This is a genomic window from Streptomyces sp. x-80 (genome assembly GCF_046549095.1).
GTDB classification, from domain to species: domain Bacteria; phylum Actinomycetota; class Actinomycetes; order Streptomycetales; family Streptomycetaceae; genus Streptomyces; species Streptomyces celluloflavus.
Genome location: NZ_JAJPWM010000003.1, coordinates 429,361 through 452,997 on the forward strand (window position 1 = coordinate 429,361; position 23,637 = coordinate 452,997).

A 23,637-nucleotide genomic window follows, 5' to 3' on the forward strand; every position below is an offset into this window, starting at 1 on the left:
GGGCCCTGACTGTCCCGTACAACGTCGTGCGGAACACACCGCGGCGCCTGCCCCACTCCCCGACCGGAGCGCAGGCGCCGCGGACTTTGCGCGCGTACGCCCCGGACCGGCCGGGCGCGCTACGAACCGTTCCGCCGGCCCGGGAAGCGGCGTCCGAGCTCGCCCGGATCCTCTGCGATCACATCGCGGGCGCGCTGGGCGTCGCGATCGCCGACGCGATGGCCGAACGCGGTCTGTCGGCGGGGGAGTGCGGCCCGGCGCTGACCCGCCGGCGCCACCTGGCCGGCCGCCCTCGGTATCCCCGACACCGGCCCGCCGGCCGCCCACCGCGCCCATGTCCGCACCTGCCCGGACTGGACGGTGCGCCGCCGGCACCTCGCCGGCGCGGCCCTGTTCGGCCACGCCCCGGAGCGGCGGTGGATCGTCAAGGCCCCGGCCACCCGCGTCCGCACCGTCACCGGCACCGGACGCACGGCGTCCCGCGGGCATCTGGGGCTGCCCGACGACGTCCTCTCCCCGTCCCCGGCCCTGCTCCCGCCGCGCCCCTGACGGCGGCCGGGGCGGTCCCGGCGGACCGGCGCAGCACCGGTCGGGCGCGGAACGTCAACGGGGGCGCCCACCGCGCCCGTCGAGCCGCCGCGACCGGCGGGCGGTCACTCCGGCCGGGCCAGGTGGGCCGGGAAGCCGCCCGTCGCGACCGGGCCCCAGCGCAGCGGCGTGACCCGGATCAGCGACTTGCCCTGCTCGCGCATCGCCGCGCGGTACTCGTCCCAGTCCGGGTGCTCACCGGCGATGTTGCGGTAGTACTCGACGAGCGGTTCGACCGAATCCGGCGCGTCGATGATCTCGGCCTCGCCGTCCACCTGCACCCACGGCCCGTGCCACTCGTCCGACAGGACGATGACACTGACCGACGAGACCCGCCGCGCGTTGCGGACCTTGGCGCGCTCCGGATAGGTCGCCATGACCAGCCGCCCGGCATCGTCCACCCCGCAGGTCAGCGGCGACCCCTGTGGAGTGCCGTCGGACCGGCGGGTGAGCAGGATCGCGCGGTGACGGGGGCGGACGAAGTCCAGCAGTCCGGGCAGTTCGACACGGGCGTTGGTGGCGATGGAAGGGCTCATGCGGGCGAGCCTACGGCGTGCGGCGCGCGGTGGCGGGCAGGCCGACCGGCGGCGTCCGGCCGCGCGCCGTCCGCCGTCCGCTCAATCCGCCTCCGGCGCAAAGAGGGTGAGCGGAGCGCGCGCGGCGGTTAGCGTCCGCGTCATGGACACCCTCACCCAGCTCACCCCCACCATCTGGCAACTCCCGTTCGCCGTCGGGCATGTGTACGCCGTCGCCCTGCCGGACGGCGGGTACGCGGTGGTCGACACCGGCGTCCCCGGGTCCGCTCCCGCCATCCTCGACGCGCTCACCCGGCTCGGCGGCCGGCCGGGCGGGCTGCGGCAGATCGTGCTGACGCACGCGCACCTCGATCACATGGGGTCGGCGGCGGACCTGGTCGCCGCCACCGGCGCCCGCGTACTGGCCGGCGCGGCGGACGCCCCGTACATCCGCGGCACCGCCCCCGAACCGCCGCCCGTGCTCACCCCGCGCGAACGGGTGGTGCACGCACAGGTCACCGCCGGTCTCGCCGCCGGCACCCCGCCGGTGCGCCCTGTCGACGTGGACCGCGAACTGCACGAGGGGGACACCCTGGACGACTGGCCCGAGCCGGTCCGGGTACTGCACGTCCCGGGGCACACGCCGGGCAGCACCGCGCTGTACCTCCCGGAGAGCGGGGTGCTCTTCCCCGGCGACACCATCGCCACGGTGGACGGCCGGGTGGTCCTCGGCCCGTTCAACAGCGACCAGGAGAGGGCCGTCGCGTCCTTCCGGAGGCTCGCCGCCCTCGACGGCCTCGACACGGTGTGCGTTCCGCACGGCGACCCGGTCCGCGGCGGCGCGCGGGCCGTCCTGGCGGCGGCGACGCCGGAGCGGGACTGGCTGTGAGCGGGGGAGCGGCGGACGGGGCGGTCGCGGGCACGGCCGCGGACGGCGTGCCCGGTCCGGCGGCGCGGGCCGTCGCGGTGCCGCTGACCGTATGGGAGCCGGCCCCGCCACCGATCCGCTGATCCGTCGATCCGTTGATCCGCCGTCCGGTGGCCGGTCCGTACCCGTCCCGGCTCCCTCAGGTCTCGCAGTCCAGCAGGGTGTGGCAGAGCGCGCAGCGGGCCTGGAGCCGGCCGCGGACCGGGACCCGGATCCGCTGATGGCAGGCGGGGCACGGGAACGTGACCCGCAGTGGTGCCGGGCCCTCGAAGGCATAGCTGTCGCCGGGGCCGCGCACCGCCGTCCCGGCCGCGCCCTGTGCCGCCCTGCGGTCCCTGGTGTAGCGGTGCCGGGCGGTCCACCCGGCACCGGCCAGCGGCGGCCGGCGGGCGTCCTGGCGGGCCCGTGCCCGCCCCGCCGTATAGGCGTCGTACGCCTGCGGGCTGGTGAACCACGGCGACGGGTCCTCGTCGAAGAACAGCGCCCGCTCGGCGAGGACGTAGCCGAACTCCTCCGGCGTCAGATAGCCGAGCTTCTGGGAGAACGGGCCGTGCTCACGGTAGGCGTCCAGCAGCAGCCAGCCGGCGCCGAGATAGGCGGTGGCGGTGTCGGTGAGGATCTCGTTGTCGCGGGTGCCGGGGAAGGACAGGTCCAGGCGGTGCAGATAGACGTGCATCACCTCGTGGGCCAGCGCGGCGCCGATGTCCTCGCGGTGCGTGGCGAAGCGGGTGTTGAGCTCGATGAAGTACTCGGGCCCCGCGGTGAGTTCGACGTTCGCCGCATGTTCCATATCGCGGAAGGACACCACCATCCGGGCGTCCGGCAGGCGCAGATGGCGGACCAGGGCGCGGGCGACCCGCTGCGCCCCCAGGTGCAGGTCCTCCGTGTCGTCGAAGGCGACGTCGACCGGCAGCACGCTCGTGCCGAAGGTGCTCACCGTGTCGTACGACAGGCGTTTGTAGAGCGCCGTGACGGCCGACCGGACCGTGTCGAGGTGGGGATATCCGCGTCTGATCTCAGCCCCAGGGCTTCCCGCTGCCATCCGGCCACTGTACGGGTGACCGGGATCGACCGGTATGGGCCGAACGGTGCCGCTGGGGCAGGGGAGTTGGCCGGATGTGCACTCTTGTCACTCTGATCTCCCGGTCCACATAATCACAGAGCGCTTCACGGGCTCATCCCCCACTGGGTCCGGACGCCTCGCGGTGTGCCGACGTCCGCCGCGGGCGTCCTTCGACGGCCGCGGCCGGCTCCAGTGTTGGCATGAGCCCGTCATGTGCAGCTGTCCCCCCACGGAAGGAAGCCCGTTGCGCACCTACCTGAAGCACCTCAAGAGATCCGCCGCCGCCGGCGCCGTCGTCCTGGCCGCCGCCAGCCTCCAGCCCGCGTCCGCCTTCGCCGCCCCCGCGCCGCAGCCCACCGGCTCCGTACAGACCAGGGTCGTCGGCGGCACCCGGGCCACCCAGGGCGAATTCCCCTTCATGGTCCGGCTGTCGATGGGCTGCGGTGGCGCCCTCTACACCAAGGACATCGTGCTCACCGCGGCGCACTGCGTCGACGGCAGCGGCCCGAACACCTCCGTCACCGCCACCGGCGGCGCCGTGGACCTCCAGGACTCCAAGGCGGTCACGGTCAAGTCCACCGAGATCCTCCAGGCCCCCGGCTACAACGGCAAGGGCAAGGACTGGGCGCTGATCAAGCTCGCCAAGCCCATCGACCAGCCGACGCTGAAGATCGCCGAGAACGACACGTTCAACAACGGAGACTTCCAGATAGCGGGCTGGGGCGCCGACAAGGAAGGCGGCGCCCAGCAGCGCTACCTCCTCAAGGCGACCGTCCCGTTCGTCGACGACGCCACCTGCCAGCAGGCGTACGGCAGCTCGCTGACGCCCGGCGAGGAGATCTGCGCGGGCAAGCTGACGACCGGCGGTGTCGACACCTGCCAGGGCGACTCCGGCGGCCCGCTGTTCCGCAAGGACGACGCCGGTGCCTGGCTCCAGGTCGGCATCGTCTCCTGGGGCGAGGGCTGCGCCCGCCCCGGCAAGCCCGGCGTCTACACCGAGGTGAGCACCTTCGCCGCGGACATCAAGAAGGCCGCGGCCGGACTGGGCGGCTGACCCGCCGCCGCCCCGGGCCCGGGGACACGCTCCCCGGGCCCGGCACACCGACGGGCCGCTCTCGCGGACCCGCGCGCCGCGCCCCCGGACCGGGACTTTGGTCCGCCCCGCACCGGGACCTCCCTCGTTCTTTCGGCCGGTCCGCACCCCGCCACAGATGGCCGGACAGCCGATAGGCGGACCGGCGGTGGCTCCGTAGCGTGAACGCCGTGACCACCGAGCCGCACCCCCGTGCCCCGCTGCCGCCCACGACCGCCCCCGCGTCCGGTGCCCGCGCGACGGACCGCGGCCCGGCCTGAGGCGCGCGGTGGAGATCCCCGCCACCCGCCGCCGGTTCCGCGGCGGACCGGTGCGCGTCCTGGGAGAGCACCCCCCGGGCCGCCCCTCGCGCCGCGCCGACCGCCGGGTGAACACCATCGCCGCGCTGCTCCTCGCCGGCTCCGCGGCCACCCTCGCCTGGACCCTGCTGAGCGGCCACGACACCGTACGGTCGGTCGTCGTGGCCGGGACCGCCGGCAGCCACACGCCCGTCGCCCTCGACATCCCCAAGGCCGGGGTGCACGCCCCGCTGATGCGGCTCGGCCGGAACGCCGACGGCACGGTGCAGACCCCGGACGCCGGTCAGGGCGCCTACGCCGGCTGGTACGACCGGAGCGCACCGCCCGGCGACAACGGCACCGCGGTCATCGTCGGCCACCACGCCACCCGCTACGGCCACGCCGTCTTCCACGACCTGCGCGCACTGGGCCGGGGCGATCTCATCGACGTCACCCGCGCCGACGGCAGCCACCGCACCTTCGCCGTCCAGCGCAAGGAACAGGTGGCCGGGTCCGCCCTCCCCGGCGAGCGCGGCTATGTGAACAGCCGCGGCCCCACCCTGCGGCTGATCACCTGCGCCGGGGTGCCGGACGCGGCCCGCCACCCGGCCGGCGACCTCGTGGTCTACGCGGTCCCCGGCGGGGCGGGACACCGGCCGGACTGACCGGACCGCCTGCCGGGGGGCGGTCCGGCCGGCACTGCGGTTGCGGCCCCCGGCCACCGCCGGTCAGATGGAGACACACGGGCCCGGACCCCCGCGGCCGGCGGCCCGGAGCACGGAGACAGGGAAGAGATGCCGATCAGCGTGGTCATCGCGGACGACCAGGAGATGGTCCGGACGGGATTCCGGATGATCCTGGAGAGCCGGCCCGACATCGAGGTCCTCGACGACGTGGTGGACGGCGAGGCCGCCCTCGACGCCGTGGAGCGGCTCCGCCCCGACGTGCTGCTGCTGGACATCCGGATGCCCGGGACCGACGGCCTGGAGGTCACCCGCCGGCTGGCCGAACGCGCCGCTGCCCACCCCGAGTACCAGGAGAAACCGCGGATCGTCATCGTCACCACCTTCGACCTGGACGCCTACGTGCACGCCGCGCTGCGCGGCGGCGCCTCCGGGTTCCTCCTCAAGGACGCCAGCCCCGCGATGCTGGTGGAGGCGGTCCGGGCCGCCGCCGTCGGCGACTCGCTCGTCTCACCCGCCATCACCGTCCGGCTGCTGCGCGAGCTGGCCCCGGCCACCGGCCGCGGTTCCACCGCCCGCACCCCCTCCGAACCGCTCACCGAACGCGAACAGGACGTCGTCCGGGCCCTGGCGAGCGGCCGGACCAACGCCGAGATCGCCGCTGAGCTGTACGTATCGCTGTCCACCGTCAAGACCCACCTCGCCCGGGTGCAGACCAAACTGGCCGCCCGCAACCGGGTCGAGATCGCCGCCTGGGCCTGGGCGAGCGGCCTGGCCGCGGGCGGCACATGAGCCCGGTGTCCGGCTGGGCCCACGCCCACCCCCGCGGGTCCGCCGTGGCCAAGGCCGCGCTCGCGGCGGTGCTGCTCTTCCTGGTCGGGTTCGAGACGGTGGCGCTGGCCCGCCAGCCCACCCGGCCGCACGCCATCGTGGTGGCCACCGCCGTCGTGGTGTGCCTGTGCGCGGTGCCGTACTCCTGGATCCCGCTGAACGTCCGGGCCTGGACCGCGGCCGCCGCGTCCCTGGCCGGCTCCGTGGTGCTGATCGCCGGCCGGCACGCCCTCAAGGTGTGGGGCCTGGGCGAGGGCATCGCCCTGCTCGTCCTGCTCACCGCCGTCGTCCACCGCGCCCCCGGCCGCACCGCCGCCGTCCTCGGCCCGATGCTGGGCCTGGCCTGCGTGCTCGCGCCGATGCGGGACATCCGGCTGGGCGTCTTCACCATCGTCTACGGCGTGCTGACCGTGGTCGTCGCCGCCTACTCGCTGATCCTGCGCTGGCAGGAGGCCCAGCGGATGCGTGATCTGGCGGCGGTACGGTCCGCCGAACGCCTGGAACTCGCCAGGGAACTCCACGACGTGATCGCCCACCACGTCACCGGCATCGTGGTGCAGGCCCGCGCCGCCCGCTTCACCGCCGTCGACGCCGAACGGGCCGATGCCACCTTCGCCCGGATCGAGACCGCCGGCGGCGAGGCGCTCGGCGCGATGCGCCGGCTGGTGCGGGTGCTGCGCGAGGGCGCGGCCGGCACCCAGCCGCTCGCCGGTCTCGCCGAGGTGCGCACGATGGCCGACGCGTTCGCCCGTAACGGCCCGCCGGTCGTCCTCACCATCGGCCGGGGCCTGGCCGAGGCGCTGCCCGCCGAGGTCGCCGCGGGCGTCCACCGCATCGTGCGGGAGGCGCTGACCAATGTCCGCAAGCACGCGGCGGACGCGACGGCGGTGCGGATCACCCTGCGCTCCGTCCCCGAGGGGGTGGAACTGCGGATCGCCGACGACGGCCGCGTCCGCGCCCCCCTCTCCGAACAGGCCCGCGGCGGCGGCTTCGGCCTGGCCGGGCTCACCGAGCGCGCCGAGGCGATGGGCGGCCGGCTCACCGCGGGCCCCGCCCCGGAGGGCGGCTGGGAGGTCGCCGCGGTCCTGCCGCTGGAGGGCGGCGGACCGCGGAGCTGACCTGGGCCGTCATGCCGCCGGGCCCCGCGGACGGGTGACGTCCTTCGCGGGCGGCCCGCCGTCCGGCGGGCAGTCGTCGACGGCCTCGCCGGCACCGGAGCCGGGGCAGCCCACGCACCCGGCGTGGGCGCGCACCGGGACGGTCACCGGCTTCGGGCCGCGCATCGCCCGGTGCGTGCCGCACCCTCCTCGCAGGACGTCCGGGTGCCGCCGGTGGCCCGGACCGTCGACGCGGCGGAACCCGGCCGCGAGTGAGCACCGACCCGGGAACTCCCGGCGCCACCGCCCAGGGGAGCGGCCACCGAATCCACCGGGGCAGCCCCCGTACGCGCCGTCGGGCCCGCCCCACGGCCCGTCCCGCACCCGCCGTCCGTTAGTCCAACACCTGTCCCTCCTTTGTCCATAGGCGCCCGCCGCGCGCGGGGCGCACGCTGTCCGGCGACAAGCAGTGCCGGTGCGAAGGAGGACAGCGCGCGTGAACGAACAGCCAGATGCCCGACGCGGGCCCAGCCGCAGAAAGGTCGTCGCCGCCGGCGCGCTCGCCGGGGCCGCCACCGCCCTCCCGCTCGGCGCCGGCGTCGCCACGGCCGCGCCCCGGGCCGGCGAGGCGGTACTGCGCTCCGGCACCCTGGAGGTCCGCGTCGGCACCGCCTTCCCGCGCATCGTCTCCTACACCGACCGCGGCACCGGCGCCGTCCTGTACGGCCAGGACACCCCCGTCACCCAGGTCCTCCTCGACGGCACCGCGCACACCCCGAAGGTCACCCACCGGGCCCGCGCCGACCGCGCCTCCTACACCCTCGCCTTCGACGGCGGCACTGAGATCGCCGTCGAGATCTCCGTCCGGGGCCGGCAGGTCACCTGGCAGGTCACCCGCATCGCCGACACCGCGGCGCGGCCCGTCGGCACGCTCCAGATCCCCGGCCTCGCGCTGCTGAGCGTGCGCAGCGACCAGCCGGACGCCGCGCTGCTCGCCGCCCGCATCGAACTGGACAAGGCGGGCAGTGGCGACACCCTGGTGCGGGTCACCGCCGACACCCCCGCCGACGCCGCGCCCACCGGATGCGCGTACGCGGTGGTCGCCACCGGCGAACTGGCCGCCGCCATCGAGACCAACACCGTCTACGACCGGCCCGCGGCCGGCACCACCTGGGAGAACGGCAGGCTGTGGCGGCAGACCGTGCACAGCGGCGGCCGGGTGCAGGCGCGGCTGTCCTGCGGCCAGTGGACGTACCGGGCGGCCGGCCAGCCGACGGCCGCCACCGACCCGCTGCCGTACGCCACGGTCATCGTCACCCGCGACCGCAACGGCGACGGCACCGCCGACTGGCAGGACGGCGCCATCGCGATGCGCGACATCATGGTGATGCCGCCGGGCGCCGGCGAACAGCATCTGCGGGTCGTCCCGCACATCCCGTTCAACTTCGCCAGCCAGGCCACCAACCCGTTCCTCGCCACCCTCGACAACATCAAACGGATCGCCCTGGCCACCGACGGACTGCGGCAGTTCACCCTGCTCAAGGGCTACCAGTCCGAGGGCCACGACTCCGCCCACCCGGACTACGGCGGCAACTACAACGAACGGGCCGGCGGGCTGCGGGACCTCAACACGCTGCTGCGGGCCGGAAAGAAGTGGCAGAGCGACTTCGCGGTCCATGTGAACGCCACCGAGTCCTATCCGGTCGCGCACGCCTTCTCCGACACGCTCGTCAACCGGAACGACGAGCAGTGGGACTGGCTGGACCAGTCCTACCGCATCGACCCCCGCCGCGACCTGGTCTCCGGCGATATCGCCCGGCGCTTCCGGCAGCTGCGCGAGGAGACCGACCCGGCACTCGACACCGTCTATATCGACGTCTTCCGCGAATCCGGCTGGAACTCCGACCGGCTCCAGCGCCACCTGCACGACCAGGGCTGGCAGGTGGCCACCGAATGGGGCCACGGCCTGGAACGGTCCGCGCTGTGGTCGCACTGGGCGAACGAGACGGACTACGGCGGCGACACCTCCCGTGGCATCAACTCCCGCCTCATCCGCTTCCTGCGCAACCACCACAAGGACGTCTTCGCCGACAAGTGGCCCACCCTGCTGGGCGCCGGGCGGATGGGCAACTTCGAGGGCTGGACCGGCAAGACCGACTGGTACGCCTTCCACACCGTCATCTGGACCGACGCGCTGCCCGCCAAGTACCTCCAGGCGTACCCGATCAGGACCTGGGGCGCGCACGAGATCACCTTCGAAGGTCCCACCGGCACCTCCGTCAGCGACGCGGACGGCACCCGGAAGATCACCACCGACGGCCGGCTGGTCTACGACGCCGGCACCTACCTGCTGCCCTGGGAACCGCGCCGCGCCACCGACCCGGAGAAGCTCTACCACTACAACCCCCGCGGCGGCACCACCAGGTGGTCACTGCCGCGCGGCTGGTCCGGCGCCGGCGCGGTGTACGCCTACCGGCTCACCGACCAGGGCCGCACGGACCGGACCCGCGTCCCCGTCCGCGGCGGCAGGATCACCCTCACCGCGCAGGCCGGTGTGGCGTACGTCGTCCACCGGCGCCCGGCCCCCGCCCAGGGCGACCCCGGCTGGGGCGAGGGCACCGGCCTGACCGACCCCGGCTTCCACTCCGGCACCCTGGACGGCTGGCAGGCCCACGGCCCGGCCGCGGTCCGCCTCAGCGCGCTGGGCGACTACGAACTGGTCATCGGCGCGGGCGGCGCCGCCACCGCCGGCCAGCGGCTCGCCCGGCTGGCCCCCGGCAGCTACGCCGCGTCGGTACAGGTCGAGGTCGGCGCGACGGCGGGCGAACGGCGCCGGGCGGGGCTGACGGTGCGCACCGCCGACGGCATCACCGCCGCCAACTGGACCGAGACCTCGACGGCCGGCAACTACGTCGCCGCCGACCGCAAGTCCGGCACCCGCTTCCAGCGGCTGTTCACCCGCTTCACCGTCCCCGAGGGCGGCGGCCCGGTCACCCTCACCCTGACCGCGGCGGCCGGCCGGGCCCAGGTCAGGTTCGACAACGTACGCGTCGTCCGCACCGCGTCGGCGGCCCGGACGGGCGCGCTCGCGTACGAGGACTTCGAGGACGTCCCACAGGGCTGGGGCGTCTTCGTCAAGGGCGACGCCGGGGGAGTCACCGACCCGCGCACCCATATCGCGCAGCGCCACGCGCCCTACACCCAGCGCGGCTGGAACGGCAAGGCCATCGACGACGTCATCGACGGCGGCCAGTCGCTCAAGTCGCGCGGCGAGCGGAGCGGGCTGGTCTACCGCACGGTGCCGCACACCGTCCGCTTCACCGCGGGCCGCCGCTACCGGGTCACCTTCCGCTACGAGAACGAGAAGGCCGGCCAGTACGCCTGGGTCACCGCCGTCGACGAGCCCGCCGCCCGCGAACTGACCCGCAGCCCGCTGCCGGCCGCCACCCAGCCGGCCACCCACACCTACGAGTTCACCGCACCGGCCCGCGGCGAGGCGTGGGTGGGCCTGCGCAAGGTGGGGGACGACGGGACCGCGGAGTTCGCCCTGGACGCCTTCGAGGTCCGGGAACTGTAGCCGCGCACCCGGCGGGGCCACGGCCGGCCCCCGCCGGGCCGCGTCAGCGCGGCGCGCAGGGATACAGACCGGGTGCCCCGGCCCCTTCTCCTTCCCCCAGGAGGGGCGGGGCACCCTCCAGCTCCAGCAGCAGCAGTTCGTTGTCCCCGGCGCGCAGCACGGGCCCCGGCACGAACAGGGTCCGCTGCGGGCCGACGGCCCAGTAGCGGCCCAGACAGAAGCCGTTGACCCAGGCGAAACCGCGGGTCCAGCCCGGCAGCGCGAGATCCGCGTCACCGGGGCGGCCGGTCACCGTCAGCGTGCCCCGGTAGAGCCCGGCGGCCGGCTCCGCACCGGCCCCGCCGACGGCCCGGAACGGCACCTTCGCCGGCGCCCCGGCCTCCTCCAGGGCGTCCAGCCGCAGCCCGCGCGCCCGTACGCCGTGCAGAAACTGCCGCTCGTGCAGCAGCCCGCCGGTGATCCCCTTCGGCTCGGCCAGCCGCGGCCCGTAGTTGACCCGCCCCAGGGACTCCACCCACAGCTCCACCGACGCGGGCCCCGCCACCTCCCCGAGCACCGCGTCCTCCGTGTCCAGCACCGGCCCGCGCACCCCGTCGACGAACACCACCGCCCGGTCCCGCAGCCCGGCCACCCGCAGCGGATACGGCTGACGCGGCCCCGGCACCGCCACCCGGTAGCGGACCACCCCCCGGTCCACGCCCAGTTCCTCGAACGTCACCGGACCGCCCGCCTCGACCTCGGCGCCGCCCAGTGCCGCCAGGACGTCCTCGGCCGGCGCCCACGCCTCCACCACCGCCCGCACCGGGGCCGAGAGCACCGGCTCCGGCTCCGGCAGCTCCGGCAACGGCCCGTCCGCCCACTCGGCCAGCACCTCACGGAACCGCCAGAACATCTCCGTCGGACGGCCCCGTTCATCGACCGGCGCCCCGTAGTCGTACGAGGTGACCGTCGGCTGCAACGCCCCGTCGTGCAGCTCACCGGCGCGGTTGGCGCCCGCCCAGCCGCCGAAACTCGTGCCGCCGTGCGCCATGTAGATGTTCACCGAGCCGCCGCACTCCAGGATCTCGCGCAGCGCCGCCGCGGCCTCCTCGGGCGGGCGCGGCACCCCCTCCCGCCCCCAGTGCGCGAACCAGCCGCACCAGAACTCCATACACATCAGCGGCCCGTCCGGCCGGTGGCGGCGCAGCGCCGCGAACGCCTCCTCGGCACCGGACCCGAAGTTGGCGGTGGCCAGCACCCCCGGCAGGGAACCGCCGGTCAGCATGTGGTCCTCGGGTCCGTCCGAGGTGAACAGCGGCACCCGCACCCCCCGCGCGCGCAGCAGGTCCGCGATCCGCGCCAGATACACCGCGTCGCTGCCGTACGAGCCGTACTCGTTCTCCGCCTGCACCATGATCACCGGCCCGCCGGTGTCGCACTGCCGCGCCACGACCTGCGGCAGCAGCCGCGCGAACCAGGCGTCCACCGCCCGCAGATATTCCGCGTCCCGGGTCCGCACCCGCCGCCCCAGCGGCCCCGTCAGCCACTCCGGCAGCCCGCCGTTCTCCCACTCCGCGCAGATGTACGGACCCGGCCGCACGATCGCCCACAGCCCCGCCGCCCGCACCGCGTCCAGGAACCGGCCCAGCGCCCCGGGATCCCGGAACTCCCCGGGCCGCGGCTCGTGCAGATTCCACGGCACGTACGTCTCCACGCAGTTCAGGCCCATCGCGCGGAGCATCGCCAGCCGGTGGCCCCACTGCGCCTCGTGCACCCGGAAGTAGTGCAGCGCCCCGGACAGCAGCCGCACCGGCCGCCCGTCCAGCATGAAGTCCCGCTCGCCCACCACGAACTGAGCCACTTTCCCGTCCTGTCTGTCAAAGGTGCGCCCGCCGGACCGCCGCCGGCCGGGCCGCGACGCGGAGCGCCGCGCCCGTCGATCATGCTCACCGGTCACCTTCGCCCTCTGGCGGTGCGGCGGTCCATGGACAAAGATCGGCGTTGTTTGGACGGAGCGGCGCACTTCGCGGCCCTGGACACCGGCGGGCCGCGGGCACGGCGGGAGCGCACGGCGACGGGAGGCCGGTCATGTACCACACCTGGATGCGCTACTTCACGCCGAACCCGGTCCACCACCGGCTCGGCCTGGTGTGCCTGGGCGTCGGGCTCCAGCACGGCACACTGCCGACGGTCGGCCCGCGCACCCTCGGCCACCACGTCGCCATCGTCGTCAGCGCCGGCCGCGGCTGGTTCACCGGCCCCGACGGCCGCCGCCGGACCGTCACCGCCCCCGCCCTGCTGTGGCTCACCCCCGGTGTACCGCACCACTACGGAGCCGACCCGGAGACCGGCTGGGACGAGAGCTTCGTCGACTTCACCGGAGCCGCCGCCGACACCTACACGGAACTGGGCTACATCACACCCGACGACCCGGTCGTCCCGCTCGCCGACACCGGCCCGGCCCGCGCCGCCGTCGGCCGGATAGCCCGCGCCGCCCGCCGCGGCAACCCGCTGCTGGAGGTCGAGACCTCGGCCGCCGTGCACGAACTCCTCGTCGTCCTGCGGCGCGCACGGGCCGACGCGGACGCCGACGGCGACCCCGTCCTCCAGGCACTGGCCCGGGACGCGTTCCTGCCGCTGTCGGTCGCCGAACACGCCGCCCGGCACGGCATGACCCCCGCCGAACTGCGCACCGCCGTACGGCGCGGCGCCGGATGCAGCCCCAAGGACTACCTCCTGGGCATCCGCCTCGGCCGCGCCAAGGAACTCCTGGCGGGCACCGAACTCCCGGTCGCCGCGGTCGCCCGCCGGGTCGGCTACGACGACCCGGCGTACTTCAGCAGACTCTTCACCCGCCGCGTCGGCACCGCCCCGATACGCTTCCGCGACCGGCAGGGCCGCAGCGTCCCGGGCGGCTGGTCCACCCAGATCCCCGACCCCGACAACCCCCCGCTGGTCAGCGGCCGCAACGGCTGACCAGCGGCGCACCACCCGCCCCGCAGACCCGCCCCGGACCGGCCCCCGGACACCGCCCTCCCCACGCGTACAAACACATGTGCGCACGTCCTGGGCCGTACGGCAGCATGACCCCATGCCCGCACTCCAGCGCGACGAGGCGCAGAACCGAGCCCGACTCATCGACGTCCACGGCTACGAGGTCGAACTCGACTTCACCCGCGGTACGGACCACTTCGGCTCCCGCACGGTCATCCACTTCACCGCACGGGCTGCCGGCGACACCTTCGCCGAGATCAAACCCGCCGAGCTGCACCGCGTCACCCTCGACGGCGCACCCCTCGACCCGGCCACCCTCGCCGACAACCGCCTCCCGCTGACCGGCCTGGCCCCCGGCGCCCACGAACTGCGCCTCGACGCCACCATGCGCTACTCCCGCACCGGCGAAGGCATGCACCGCTTCACCGACCCCGCCGACGGCGAGACCTACCTCTACACCCAGCTCTTCATGGAAGACGTCCAGCGCGTCTTCGGCGCCTTCGACCAGCCCGACCTCAAGGCCACCTTCACCCTCACCGTCACCGCACCCGACGACTGGACCGTCCTCGGCAACGGCATCGCCACCCAGGGCGCACCCGGCCGCTGGACCCTCGCCACCACACCTCTCATCAGCACCTACCTCGTCGCCGTCGCCGCCGGCCCCTGGCACTCCGTCCGCACCGAACACGCCGGACTGCCCTTCGGCATCCACTGCCGCCGCTCCCTCGCCCCCCACCTCGACGCCGACGCCGACGAGATCCACGACATCACCCGCCGCTGCTTCGACCGCTACCACCAGATGTTCGACGAGCCGTACCCCTTCGACTCCTACGACCAGGCGTTCGTCCCCGAATTCAACGCCGGCGCCATGGAGAACCCCGGACTCGTCACCTTCCGCGACGAATTCATCTACCGCTCCGCCGTCACCGACACCGAACGCCAGACCCGCGGCATGGTCATCGCCCACGAAATGGCCCATATGTGGTTCGGCGACCTCGTCACCCTCCGCTGGTGGGACGACATCTGGCTCAACGAGTCCTTCGCCGAGTACATGGGCTTCCAGGTCCTGGCCGAAGCCACCCGCTTCACCGAAACCTGGACCGATTTCGCCGTCGCCCGCAAGGGCTGGGGCTACGACGCAGACCAGCGCCCCTCCACCCACCCCGTCGCCCCCGCCCCCGAAGACGTCCCCGACACCGCCTCCGCCCTCCTCAACTTCGACGGCATCTCCTACGCCAAGGGCGCCTCCGCCCTGCGCCAGCTCGTCGCCTGGATGGGCGAGCGGGACTTCCTCGCCGGCATCAACGACCACTTCGCCCGGCACCGCTTCGGCAACGCCACCCTCGCCGACTTCATCGACTCCCTCGCCCGCCACACCGACCGCGACGTCCACGCCTGGGCCGCGAACTGGCTGCGCACCACCGGAGTCGACACCCTCACCCCCACCGTCGAGACCCGGCCCGACGGATGGCGGCTGGACGTCGCGCACACCGGCGGCAGACCGCACCGCATCGCCGTCGGCCTCTACGACCAGGACCCCGCCGACACCCGGCGCCTGACCCTGCGCGACCGCCTCGACCTGGACCTCCCCGGGGACACCGGCCACACCCACCGCACCTTCCCCACGCCCGCCCCCGACCTCGTCCTCCTCAACGACGGCGACCTCACCTACGCCAAGATCCGCTTCGACCCCGCGTCCTGGCAGACCCTCACCGCCACCCTCGCCACCCTCCCCGACTCGCTCTCCCGCGCCGTCGCCTGGAACGCCGCCCGCGACCTGGTCCGCGACGGCGAACTGCCGCCCGCCGCCTACCTGGACCTCGCCCGCACCCACCTCCCCCGCGAATCCGACCTCGCCATCGTCCAGGGCGTCCTCACCTTCGCCCGCACCCAGATCGCCGACCGCTACCTCCCCCACACCGAGCGCCACACCGCCCTCACCACCCTCCACACCATCAGCCGCGACATCCTGCGCCACACCGAAGGCCCCGCCCACGGCGCCCACGCCGGCCTGCGGCTGACCGCCGTACGCGCCTTCATCGACAGCGCCACCCGCCACGAACCCCTCCAGGAATGGCTCGACGACGGCAGCGTCCCCGGCGGCCCCGCCCTCGACCCCGAACTGCGCTGGCGCATCCTCGGCCGGCTCGCCGTCCTCGGCGCCACCCCCCTCGACGGCCTCCGCGCCACCATCGCCGCCGAACTCGTCCGCGACCCCAGCGCCACCGGCCGCCAGGGCGCCGCCCGCTGCCACGCCGCCCTCCCCGACCCCGCCGCCAAACAAGCCGCCTGGGACGCCCTGTTCACCACCGACGACGGCGAAGCCCTCTCCAACTACCTCTTCACCGCCACCGCCACCGGCTTCTGGAACCCCGAACAGCACGACCTGCTCCGCCCCTACGCCGCCCGCTACTTCACCGAAGTACCCGCCCTCGCCGCCCACCGCGGCCCCGCCCTCGCCGAAGCCGCCGGCCGCTACGCCTTCCCCGCCACCCTCGTCGAGGACACCACCCTCACCCTCGGCGAGACCTGCCTGGCCGACGGCGACCCGACCCCCGCGCTGCGCCGCAAACTCATCGACCAGCTCGACGACCTGCGGCGCGCCCTCGGCATCCGCGCCGCGCACGGGACACCCCCGGCGCCCTGACGACGTGGAGCCGGCTCACGGACCGGGCCGGACGGCACGGGTGCCGCGGACCGCCGGGGGAGCGGCCGGCGGCACCCGAACACGTGCGGCAGGCCACGTACCACGAACGGGTGGAACCACCGGGACCGGTGGCCGGGCACCACACGGGGAAAGTAGCTTAGGGCGGCCTAAGGTCCGGAGCCGGACCGCCACCCGAACTCCCCGCTCAGAAGGGCACGTTCATGCCCGTGCCGCCTGCCGGCACCGCCCTCGCCGGCGGCACCAACGGACCCCGCGCGCTGCGCCCGCTCCTCGACACGGTCCTCGACGCCCTCACCACCGGCGCCGAGGACCGCGCGGGACCCCTGCCGCCCGGCGGCCCCGAAGCCGTCGCCCGCTCCGTACGCGACGCCTGCGCCCCCCTGCTCCCCGAACACGGCAGCGGTCCGCACGCCGCCCTGCGCACCCTCGTCCACACCCTCGCCGCCGGCGCCGCCGACCCCGCCGACCCGCACTGCGCCGCCCATCTGCACTGCCCGCCGCTCGCCCTGGCCACCGCCGCCGACCTCGCCGCGAGCGCCCTCAACCCCTCCATGGACTCCTGGGACCAGGCCCCCGCCGCCTCCGCCCTCGAAGCCCTCACCTGCCGCGAACTGGCCGCCCTCGTCCATCCGACGGCCACCGCCCCCGACGCACTGGTCACCACCGGCGGCACCGAATCCAACCAGCTCGCCGTCCTGCTCGCCCGCGAAGCCACCCACAGCGACCAGGACCGGAGCCGGATCGCGGCACACCACGGCAACGCCACCGCCCCCCTCCAGATCGTCTGCGGCGCCAACGCCCACCACAGCATCCACCGCGCCGCCTGGCTCCTCGGCCTCCCCGAACCGATCACCCTCCCCACCCCCGACGGCGTCCTCGACCCCCACGCCCTCGACGCCGCCCTGCACACCCTGCACAGCCCGCTGCTGATCACCGCCACCGCCGGGACCACCGACTCCGGCGCCATCGACCCGCTCCCCGCCGTCGCCGACCTCGCCGACCAGCACGGCGCCCGCCTGCACATCGATGCCTCCTACGGTGGCCCGCTCCTCTTCAGTGACACCCACCGCAGCGCCCTGGACGGCCTCGCCCGCGCCCACACCGTCACCCTCGACCTGCACAAACTCGGCTGGCAACCGGTCGCGGCCGGCCTCCTCACCGTCCCCGACCCCGCCACCCTCGCCCCGCTCGCGCACCGCGCCGACTACCTCAACGCCGACGACGACACCGAAGCCGGCCTGCCCGACCTCCTCGGCCGCTCCCTGCGCACCACCCGCCGCCCCGACATCCTCAAGATCGCCGTCACCCTCAAGGCCCTCGGCCGCCACGGCCTCGGCGACCTCGTCGACCGCACCCTGGCCGCCGCCCGCACCCTCGCCGACCTCATCGAGGACCACCCCCACTACGAACTCCACTCCCGCCCCACCCTCAGCACCGTCCTCTTCCGCCCCACCGGCGCCGACGACACCACCCTCGCCGGCATCCGCCGCACCCTCCTCACCGACGGACACGCCGTCCTCGGCCGCGCCGTCACCCCCACCGGCCTCTGGCTCAAAGCCACCCTCCTCAACCCCCACACCCAGTCCGGTGACCTCACAACGCTGCTGAAACTCGTGGAAGGCCACACGCCCCGATGAGCACCACCCCCCACTTCGGCACCACCCACGCGCTCGCCACCACCGACACCACGTCCCCCGAAACCCCGGACCCCGGCCGGATCCTCGACCTCGCCGGCATCGGCATCGGCCCCTTCAACCTCTCCCTCGCAGCCCTCGCCCAGCCCCTCACCCACCTGCGCACCGCCTTCTACGACCAGCGCCCCGCCTTCCACTGGCACCCCGGCCTCCTCATCGACGGCGCCACCCTCCAAGTCCCCTTCCTCGCCGACCTGGTGACCCTCGCCGACCCCACCAGCCCCTGGTCCTTCCTCAGCTACCTCAGAACCCGCGAACGCCTCTACCCCTTCTACTTCGCCGAGCGCTTCCACATCCACCGCGCCGAATACGACGCCTACTGCCGCTGGGTCAGCGAATCCCTCACCGGACTCCACTTCAGCCACCAGATCGAAGCCCTGCGCTGGAACACCGAACACCACCTCTTCGAAGTCGACTTCACCCAGCTCGGCACCGAAGGCGGAGCCGAAGCCCTCGGCCGCGTCCACGCCCGCAACCTCGTCCTCGGCATCGGCACCGCCCCCTACATCCCCGAATCCCTGCGCCCCCTCGTCGAAGCCCCCACCGTCCCCGTCATCCACTCCGCCGACTACCTCGACCACCGCGAACAGCTCCTCACCGCCGACCACATCACCGTCATCGGCGCGGGCCAGTCGGGCGCCGAGATCTTCCTCGACCTGCTGCGGGCCCGCCCCCTCGGCCGCGAACAACTCCACTGGCTCGCCCGCACCCCGGCCTTCGCGCCCATGGAGTACAGCAAACTCGGCCTCGAACACTTCACCCCCGACTACACCCGCTACTTCCACGCCCTCCCCGAAACCGTCCGCGACCACCTCGTCCCCGGACAGTGGCAGCTCTACAAAGGCATCGACCACGACACCCTCGCCGCCATCCACGACGAGCTCTACCGCCGCACCCTGCACGGCGGCTGGCCCGACGCCACCCTCACCCCGGGCGTCTCCGTACGCACCGCCGGACGCATCGGCCCCGGAAAGATCGAACTCCACCTCGACCACACCCAGCAGGACACCCGCTCCCGCCTCACCACCTCCGCCGTCATCCTCGCCACCGGCTACCGCGAACGCCGCCTCGACACCCTCCTCGCCGCCCTGGAGCCCTACCTCTGCCGCGACACCGCCGGCCGCCCGCGCATCGACGAACAGCACCGCCTCGTCCTCGACCCCGCCGTCACCGGCTCCCTCTACGTCCAGAACGCCGAACGCCACAGCCACGGCGTCGGCACCCCCGACCTCAGCCTCGCCGCCTGGCGCAGCGCCACCATCCTCAACTCCCTCAGCAGCACCCCTCCCTACCCCCTCCCCACCCGCACCGCCTTCACCACCTTCGGCCTCCAGCAACCCTCAACCCGCCCCACCACCCCCATCCCCCGGCCGACCACCACCCTCGTCCCCCGCCCCTGACCCACCCCAACCCCGCACAACGGAAAGGGCCTTACGGGAAACCGGCCCCGGGGGAGAGGGCCGACACCATGCCGCCCGAATCGCCGCTCGCACCGGCCCCGGCGGGCGGCACCACCCCGGTCTCCGCCGTAGCCCCCGACACCTGGACCGCCACCCGTACCGGGCTCACCCGGCTCCCCACCCGCGACGGCGGCACCGCGGGCACCGCCGGTGCGAGCGGAGCCGCCCGTCCGACGAGGGACGATCCTCTTCCGCGAAGTGCTTCAGCACCAACGGGCAGCGCCCCGGAACACGTCGTCCCCGCCACCCGGAACGGGAGTGGCGGAGACGACGCGGCCGGCCGACCGTGGGTCACTCGCCGGAGTCGACGGACCGCTCCCGCAGCCGCACCTCGGCGGTGTTCTGCTCGTAGGACCGCTCGGAAACCTGGACCATGACCGCCTCCTCGTGGAACTGCCTCAGCGTGGTCGCACCGCAGCTGATCATGGTGGCGGTCAGCTTCGACCTGGTCAGCTCCACGTTGTCGGACAGACTGCCCGCATAGGGCACGAAACCGTCCACGCCCTCCTCGAAGGCGATCTCGTCGCCCTGCCCGTAGCGGGCAGCGTTCCGGGCACGCCGTGATCCCTCGCCCCAGTACTCCTTGTAGTACTGGCCGTCCACGCGGACCTTGCGCGAGGGGGACTCGTCGAAGCGTGCGAAGTACCGGCCCAGCATGACGAAATCCGCGCCGATCGCGAAGGCGATCGCCATGTGGTAATCGCTGAGCAGCCCGCCGTCACAGCAGACCGGTACATGGACACCGGTCTCGGCGGCGTACGCGTCCCGCTCCCGGACCACATCGATCAGCGCGGATGCCTGACCCCGGCCGATGCCCTTCTGGTCACGGGTGATGCAGATCGACCCGCCGCCGATTCCGACCTTCACGAAATCGGCCCCGGCCTCCGCCAGATACCGGAACGCGCGCCCGTCGACGACATTTCCCCCACCTGCGAACACCTCATTTCCGTACTCTGTGCGCACGGATTCCAGAGCCTTCTTCTGGTGGACGGAATAGCCGTCCGATGAATCGAGGCACAAGACGTCCGCGCCGGCCTCGACCAAAGCGGGGACGCGCTTCGCAAAGTCACGGGAATTGATGCCGGCGCCGACCCGGAATCGCTTCCGGCCGTCCACGGACGCATGGTGGAACGCCTTGTGCGCCTGGTAATCCCGCTTGCGGACCAGCGACGCGAGCCGGTCTCCGTCCACGACCGGCAGTACGTCCAGCCGGTGCTCCCAGACGAGTGCGTTCGCCTCCGGCGGACTGATCGTGGACGGGGCCGTCCTCAGCTGGTCACGGGGACGCATCCGGGCGGTGACGACCTCGTCGGCACCATGGCGCTCGGTGTGGAAGTCCTCCAGGCCGATCACACCGAGGAACCGGCCGTCCGCACTCCCGTTCTCCGTGACGACGGCCACGCCCTGGTCCACCTCGGCCAGCAGCCGCGCGACGTCGCCCAGGGTGGCGGACGGCTCGACGCTGACCTCACTGGTGCGGAAACCGGCCTTGTGGCGCTTGACCGCACGCACCTCATCGGCCTGATCGGCGATCGGCTGGTTCTGATGGACAAAGGACAGCCCGCCACTCCGGGCGAGGGCCACCGCCAGCTTCGGCGAAGAGACCGCCTGCATGATCGCGCTCACCAGGGGGGTGGCGATCCGGACCGGCGAATCCTCCCCGACCTTGTGCCGCACGACGGACGTGGTCAGATCCACGTTCTGCGGAGTGCACTCTGCCGTCGTGAGCCCCGGCAGAAGAAGGAATTCGTTCAGCGTGCGAGAAGTCTCGTCGAGGATTTTCACATGGCCTCCTGAAGGGAGCCGGTGATCCGATATTCGCCGGAGTCAGCAGGCTCTGACGGGCACAGTAAATCGGTGCCGACCTGCCATGCGTATCCGGAAGAACCCGTCCGGAAAATGTCCGACGACGAGCGCACAGAGGTGGTCCGGTGCCAACGCTGAAGACAGGTCGTCGTGAACCGCCGCATACGCTGCACAGGCGCTTACTTCCCTTACGCCATGCGAGATGCTATCGCACCCCCCGTGCAGGAAAGGCCGGCCCGAGGGGCATCCGCGATCTCGCTCCGGGCGACCGAACACGTCGATCTGGGCCACGAGTTCGCGGTTCCCACTGCGTGCGACGGAGGCCCTCGCCCCGTTCATCGAGTTCGGCCCGGAGGCCGAGAATCCGCCGTTCCAGCTCGGCGACCCGGCGGGCGAGCGACTCGACATCCGAGCGGCGCCGAGGCCGGACACCTACCGGGCGACCCTGCCTGGCCGCTCCACCGCAGAGGAACGTGAGGCGCCGGAAGACCTGATCCGGCGGACGGCGGACACCGCCCCCCCTACGTCCTGCACCACATCGCCACGGTCCGGATCGCGCAGAAGAACTTCGCGGAAGCCGAACGACTCCTCCCGCACACCACCGAATCCGGGCAACGCCACACCTTCGCCAAGGCCCTGGCCTTCCCTCCGAGGGGCAGACGGCGACCACGAAGGCGCCCCCCGCATCCGACGCTGCGGCCTCGCAGCCGACGGCAGCCCCGCCCGCGCCCTGCTGGCCACCGGGTCCCGGGCCGGCGCCCCGCACAGCGGGTGACCGGACCGCCACCCACCCCACCCGGCACACGGCAAATCCGCTCATCGGAGCGCCTTCACGCGCATTCCACAACTTGTCAAGAGCCCTTCACCGAGCGGTCGTTGGGCAGTCACTTCCCCACAGCTCTCTACCAGTCGGTAAGTCATAGAGTCGGAGACATGCGCCGAGCAAAGATCGTCTGCACCCTGGGACCCGCCACCGACACGTACGAGCAGATCAAGGCACTCGTCGACGCCGGAATGGACGTGGCCCGCTTCAACCTCAGCCACGGCACCTACGCCGATCACGAGGCGCGATTCGACCGGGTCCGCAAGGCAGCCGAGGAGACCGGCCGCAGCGTCGGCATCCTCGCCGACCTACAAGGTCCGAAGATCCGCCTCGGCCGATTCCGCGAAGGCCCCGTACTTCTCGAACGCGACGACGAGTTCACCATCACCGTCGAACCGTCCGTCGAAGGCGACCGCCGGCTCTGCGGCACCACCTACGACGGCCTCGCCGCCGACGTCACCCCCGGCGAACGCATCCTCGTCGACGACGGCAAAGTCACCCTCGAAGTCACCGGCGTCGACGGACCCCGCGTCCACACCAAGGTCATCGAGGGCGGCATGGTCTCCGACCACAAGGGCCTCAACCTCCCCGGCGTCGCCGTATCCGTCCCCGCCCTCTCCGGCAAGGACCAGGACGACCTCCGCTGGGCACTGCGCACCGGCGCCGACGTCATCGCCCTCTCCTTCGTCCGCAGCGGCCGCGACATCGAAGACGTCCACCGCATCATGCGCGAGGAGGACCGCTTCCTCCCCGTCATCGCCAAGGTCGAAAAGCCACAGGCCGTCGAGAACATCGACGACATCGTCGCCGCCTTCGACGGCATCATGGTCGCCCGCGGCGACCTCGGCGTCGAAATGCCGCTGGAGACCGTGCCGATCGTCCAGAAGCGCGCCATCAAACTGGCCAAACGCAACGCCAAGCCGGTCATCGTCGCGACCCAGATGCTCGACTCGATGATCGACAACTCCCGCCCCACCCGCGCCGAAGCCTCCGACGTCGCCAACGCCGTCATCGACGGAACCGACGCCGTGATGCTCTCCGGCGAGACCAGCGTCGGGAAATACCCCACCGAGACGGTCCGCACCATGAGCCGCATCGTCGAGGCCGCCGAGGAGGACATCCTCGCCAAGGGCCTGCCGCCGCTCACCGAACGCAGCAAGCCCCGCACCCAGGGCGGCGCGGTCGCCCGCGCGGCCGCCGAGATGGGCGACTTCCTCGGCGCCAAGTTCCTCGTCGCCTTCACCCAGTCCGGCGACACCGTCCGCCGCCTCTCCCGCTACCGCTCGCCCATCCCGCTCCTCGCCTTCACCCCCGACACGGCCACCCGCGCCCAGCTCAACCTCACCTGGGGCGTCGAGACCTTCCTCGGCCCGACCGTCAACTCCACCGACGAGATGGTCGCCCAGGTCGACGAGGAACTCCTGCGGATCGGCCGCTGCCACCCCGGCGACGTCGTCATCATCACCGCCGGCTCCCCGCCCGGCGTCCCGGGCTCGACCAACCTCGTCCGCGTCCACCGCATCGGCGCCGACGACACCGCCGAGTAGCCACCCGCACCCG

The 23,637-nt window shown here is 73.4% G+C and carries 17 protein-coding genes; 12 read left to right on the forward strand and 5 right to left on the reverse strand.

Annotated features, from left to right (window positions below; translation table 11 throughout):
- Positions 1–360 precede the first annotated feature (360 nt).
- Positions 361–549: a hypothetical protein gene (locus ACLJWH_RS07470; protein WP_411140779.1), complete on the forward strand. Its 189-nt coding sequence runs from the start codon at positions 361–363 to the stop codon at positions 547–549.
- A 104-nt stretch (positions 550–653) separates the two neighbouring features.
- On the opposite strand, the gene ACLJWH_RS07475 is transcribed toward ACLJWH_RS07470, so the two are convergent.
- Entirely contained in the window at positions 654–1,124 is a 471-nt protein-coding gene (locus tag ACLJWH_RS07475; RefSeq protein WP_411140780.1) for a PPOX class F420-dependent oxidoreductase, read from the reverse strand.
- 142 nt (positions 1,125–1,266) lie between these two features.
- Here ACLJWH_RS07475 and ACLJWH_RS07480 point away from each other — a divergent pair, with 142 nt between their 5' ends.
- On the forward strand, positions 1,267–1,992 hold the full coding sequence (locus tag ACLJWH_RS07480; RefSeq protein ID WP_411140781.1) for an MBL fold metallo-hydrolase: 726 nt from the start codon (positions 1,267–1,269) through the stop codon (positions 1,990–1,992).
- A 178-nt stretch (positions 1,993–2,170) separates the two neighbouring features.
- Here the strand turns inward: ACLJWH_RS07480 and ACLJWH_RS07485 are convergent, their stop codons facing one another.
- Entirely contained in the window at positions 2,171–3,073 is a 903-nt protein-coding gene (locus tag ACLJWH_RS07485) for a hypothetical protein (protein WP_411140782.1), read from the reverse strand.
- Between the two features lie 265 nt (positions 3,074–3,338).
- Here ACLJWH_RS07485 and ACLJWH_RS07490 point away from each other — a divergent pair, with 265 nt between their 5' ends.
- The 4 genes from ACLJWH_RS07490 (at position 3,339) to ACLJWH_RS07505 (ending at position 7,097) form a co-directional block, all read left to right on the forward strand.
- The gene (locus ACLJWH_RS07490) at positions 3,339–4,148 is read left to right on the forward strand and encodes a S1 family peptidase (protein ID WP_411140783.1); all 810 of its coding nucleotides are present in this window, start codon (positions 3,339–3,341) and stop codon (positions 4,146–4,148) included.
- Positions 4,149–4,455: 307 nt separating this feature from the next.
- Positions 4,456–5,130 carry a sortase domain-bontaining protein gene (locus ACLJWH_RS07495; protein ID WP_411140784.1) on the forward strand — a complete coding sequence of 225 codons (675 nt, stop codon included), beginning with the start codon at positions 4,456–4,458 and terminating at the stop codon, positions 5,128–5,130.
- Between the two features lie 129 nt (positions 5,131–5,259).
- Positions 5,260–5,940, forward strand: coding sequence for a response regulator (locus ACLJWH_RS07500; protein WP_411140785.1), 681 nt, complete (start codon positions 5,260–5,262; stop codon positions 5,938–5,940).
- Entirely contained in the window at positions 5,937–7,097 is a 1,161-nt protein-coding gene (locus ACLJWH_RS07505; protein WP_411140786.1) for a sensor histidine kinase, read from the forward strand. Before ACLJWH_RS07500 ends, ACLJWH_RS07505 begins: the two co-directional genes overlap by 4 nt.
- A gap of 9 nt (positions 7,098–7,106) precedes the next feature.
- Here the strand turns inward: ACLJWH_RS07505 and ACLJWH_RS07510 are convergent, their stop codons facing one another.
- Positions 7,107–7,262 (reverse strand): hypothetical protein, encoded by a 156-nt coding sequence (locus ACLJWH_RS07510; RefSeq protein ID WP_411140787.1) that lies wholly within the window; start codon positions 7,260–7,262, stop codon positions 7,107–7,109.
- Between the two features lie 310 nt (positions 7,263–7,572).
- Here ACLJWH_RS07510 and ACLJWH_RS07515 point away from each other — a divergent pair, with 310 nt between their 5' ends.
- Complete coding sequence (locus ACLJWH_RS07515) at positions 7,573–10,653, forward strand: endo-alpha-N-acetylgalactosaminidase family protein (RefSeq protein ID WP_411140788.1); 3,081 nt, start codon at positions 7,573–7,575, stop codon at positions 10,651–10,653.
- A 43-nt stretch (positions 10,654–10,696) separates the two neighbouring features.
- Here the strand turns inward: ACLJWH_RS07515 and ACLJWH_RS07520 are convergent, their stop codons facing one another.
- Positions 10,697–12,493, reverse strand: coding sequence for a glycoside hydrolase family 35 protein (locus tag ACLJWH_RS07520; RefSeq protein ID WP_411140789.1), 1,797 nt, complete (start codon positions 12,491–12,493; stop codon positions 10,697–10,699).
- Positions 12,494–12,720: 227 nt separating this feature from the next.
- Between ACLJWH_RS07520 and ACLJWH_RS07525 the strand changes: the two genes are divergently transcribed.
- The 4 genes from ACLJWH_RS07525 to ACLJWH_RS07540 all read left to right on the forward strand — a co-directional run bounded on the left by ACLJWH_RS07525 (position 12,721) and on the right by ACLJWH_RS07540 (position 19,388).
- A complete protein-coding gene (locus tag ACLJWH_RS07525; RefSeq protein WP_411140790.1) occupies positions 12,721–13,608 on the forward strand; it encodes a helix-turn-helix domain-containing protein in 888 nt (295 codons plus the stop codon).
- A 115-nt stretch (positions 13,609–13,723) separates the two neighbouring features.
- Entirely contained in the window at positions 13,724–16,273 is a 2,550-nt protein-coding gene (gene pepN, locus ACLJWH_RS07530; protein ID WP_411140791.1) for an aminopeptidase N, read from the forward strand.
- A gap of 221 nt (positions 16,274–16,494) precedes the next feature.
- A complete protein-coding gene (locus tag ACLJWH_RS07535; protein WP_411140792.1) occupies positions 16,495–17,931 on the forward strand; it encodes a pyridoxal phosphate-dependent decarboxylase family protein in 1,437 nt (478 codons plus the stop codon).
- On the forward strand, positions 17,928–19,388 hold the full coding sequence (locus ACLJWH_RS07540) for a lysine N(6)-hydroxylase/L-ornithine N(5)-oxygenase family protein (RefSeq protein ID WP_411140793.1): 1,461 nt from the start codon (positions 17,928–17,930) through the stop codon (positions 19,386–19,388). Before ACLJWH_RS07535 ends, ACLJWH_RS07540 begins: the two co-directional genes overlap by 4 nt.
- Positions 19,389–19,739: 351 nt before the next feature.
- Here the strand turns inward: ACLJWH_RS07540 and ACLJWH_RS07545 are convergent, their stop codons facing one another.
- The gene (locus tag ACLJWH_RS07545) at positions 19,740–21,233 is read right to left on the reverse strand and encodes an IMP dehydrogenase (RefSeq protein WP_411140794.1); all 1,494 of its coding nucleotides are present in this window, start codon (positions 21,231–21,233) and stop codon (positions 19,740–19,742) included.
- A gap of 954 nt (positions 21,234–22,187) precedes the next feature.
- Between ACLJWH_RS07545 and pyk the strand changes: the two genes are divergently transcribed.
- Positions 22,188–23,624, forward strand: a complete 1,437-nt coding sequence (pyk, locus tag ACLJWH_RS07550) for a pyruvate kinase (RefSeq protein WP_411140795.1) — start codon at positions 22,188–22,190, stop codon at positions 23,622–23,624.
- The last annotated feature ends 13 nt before the right edge of the window (positions 23,625–23,637 follow it).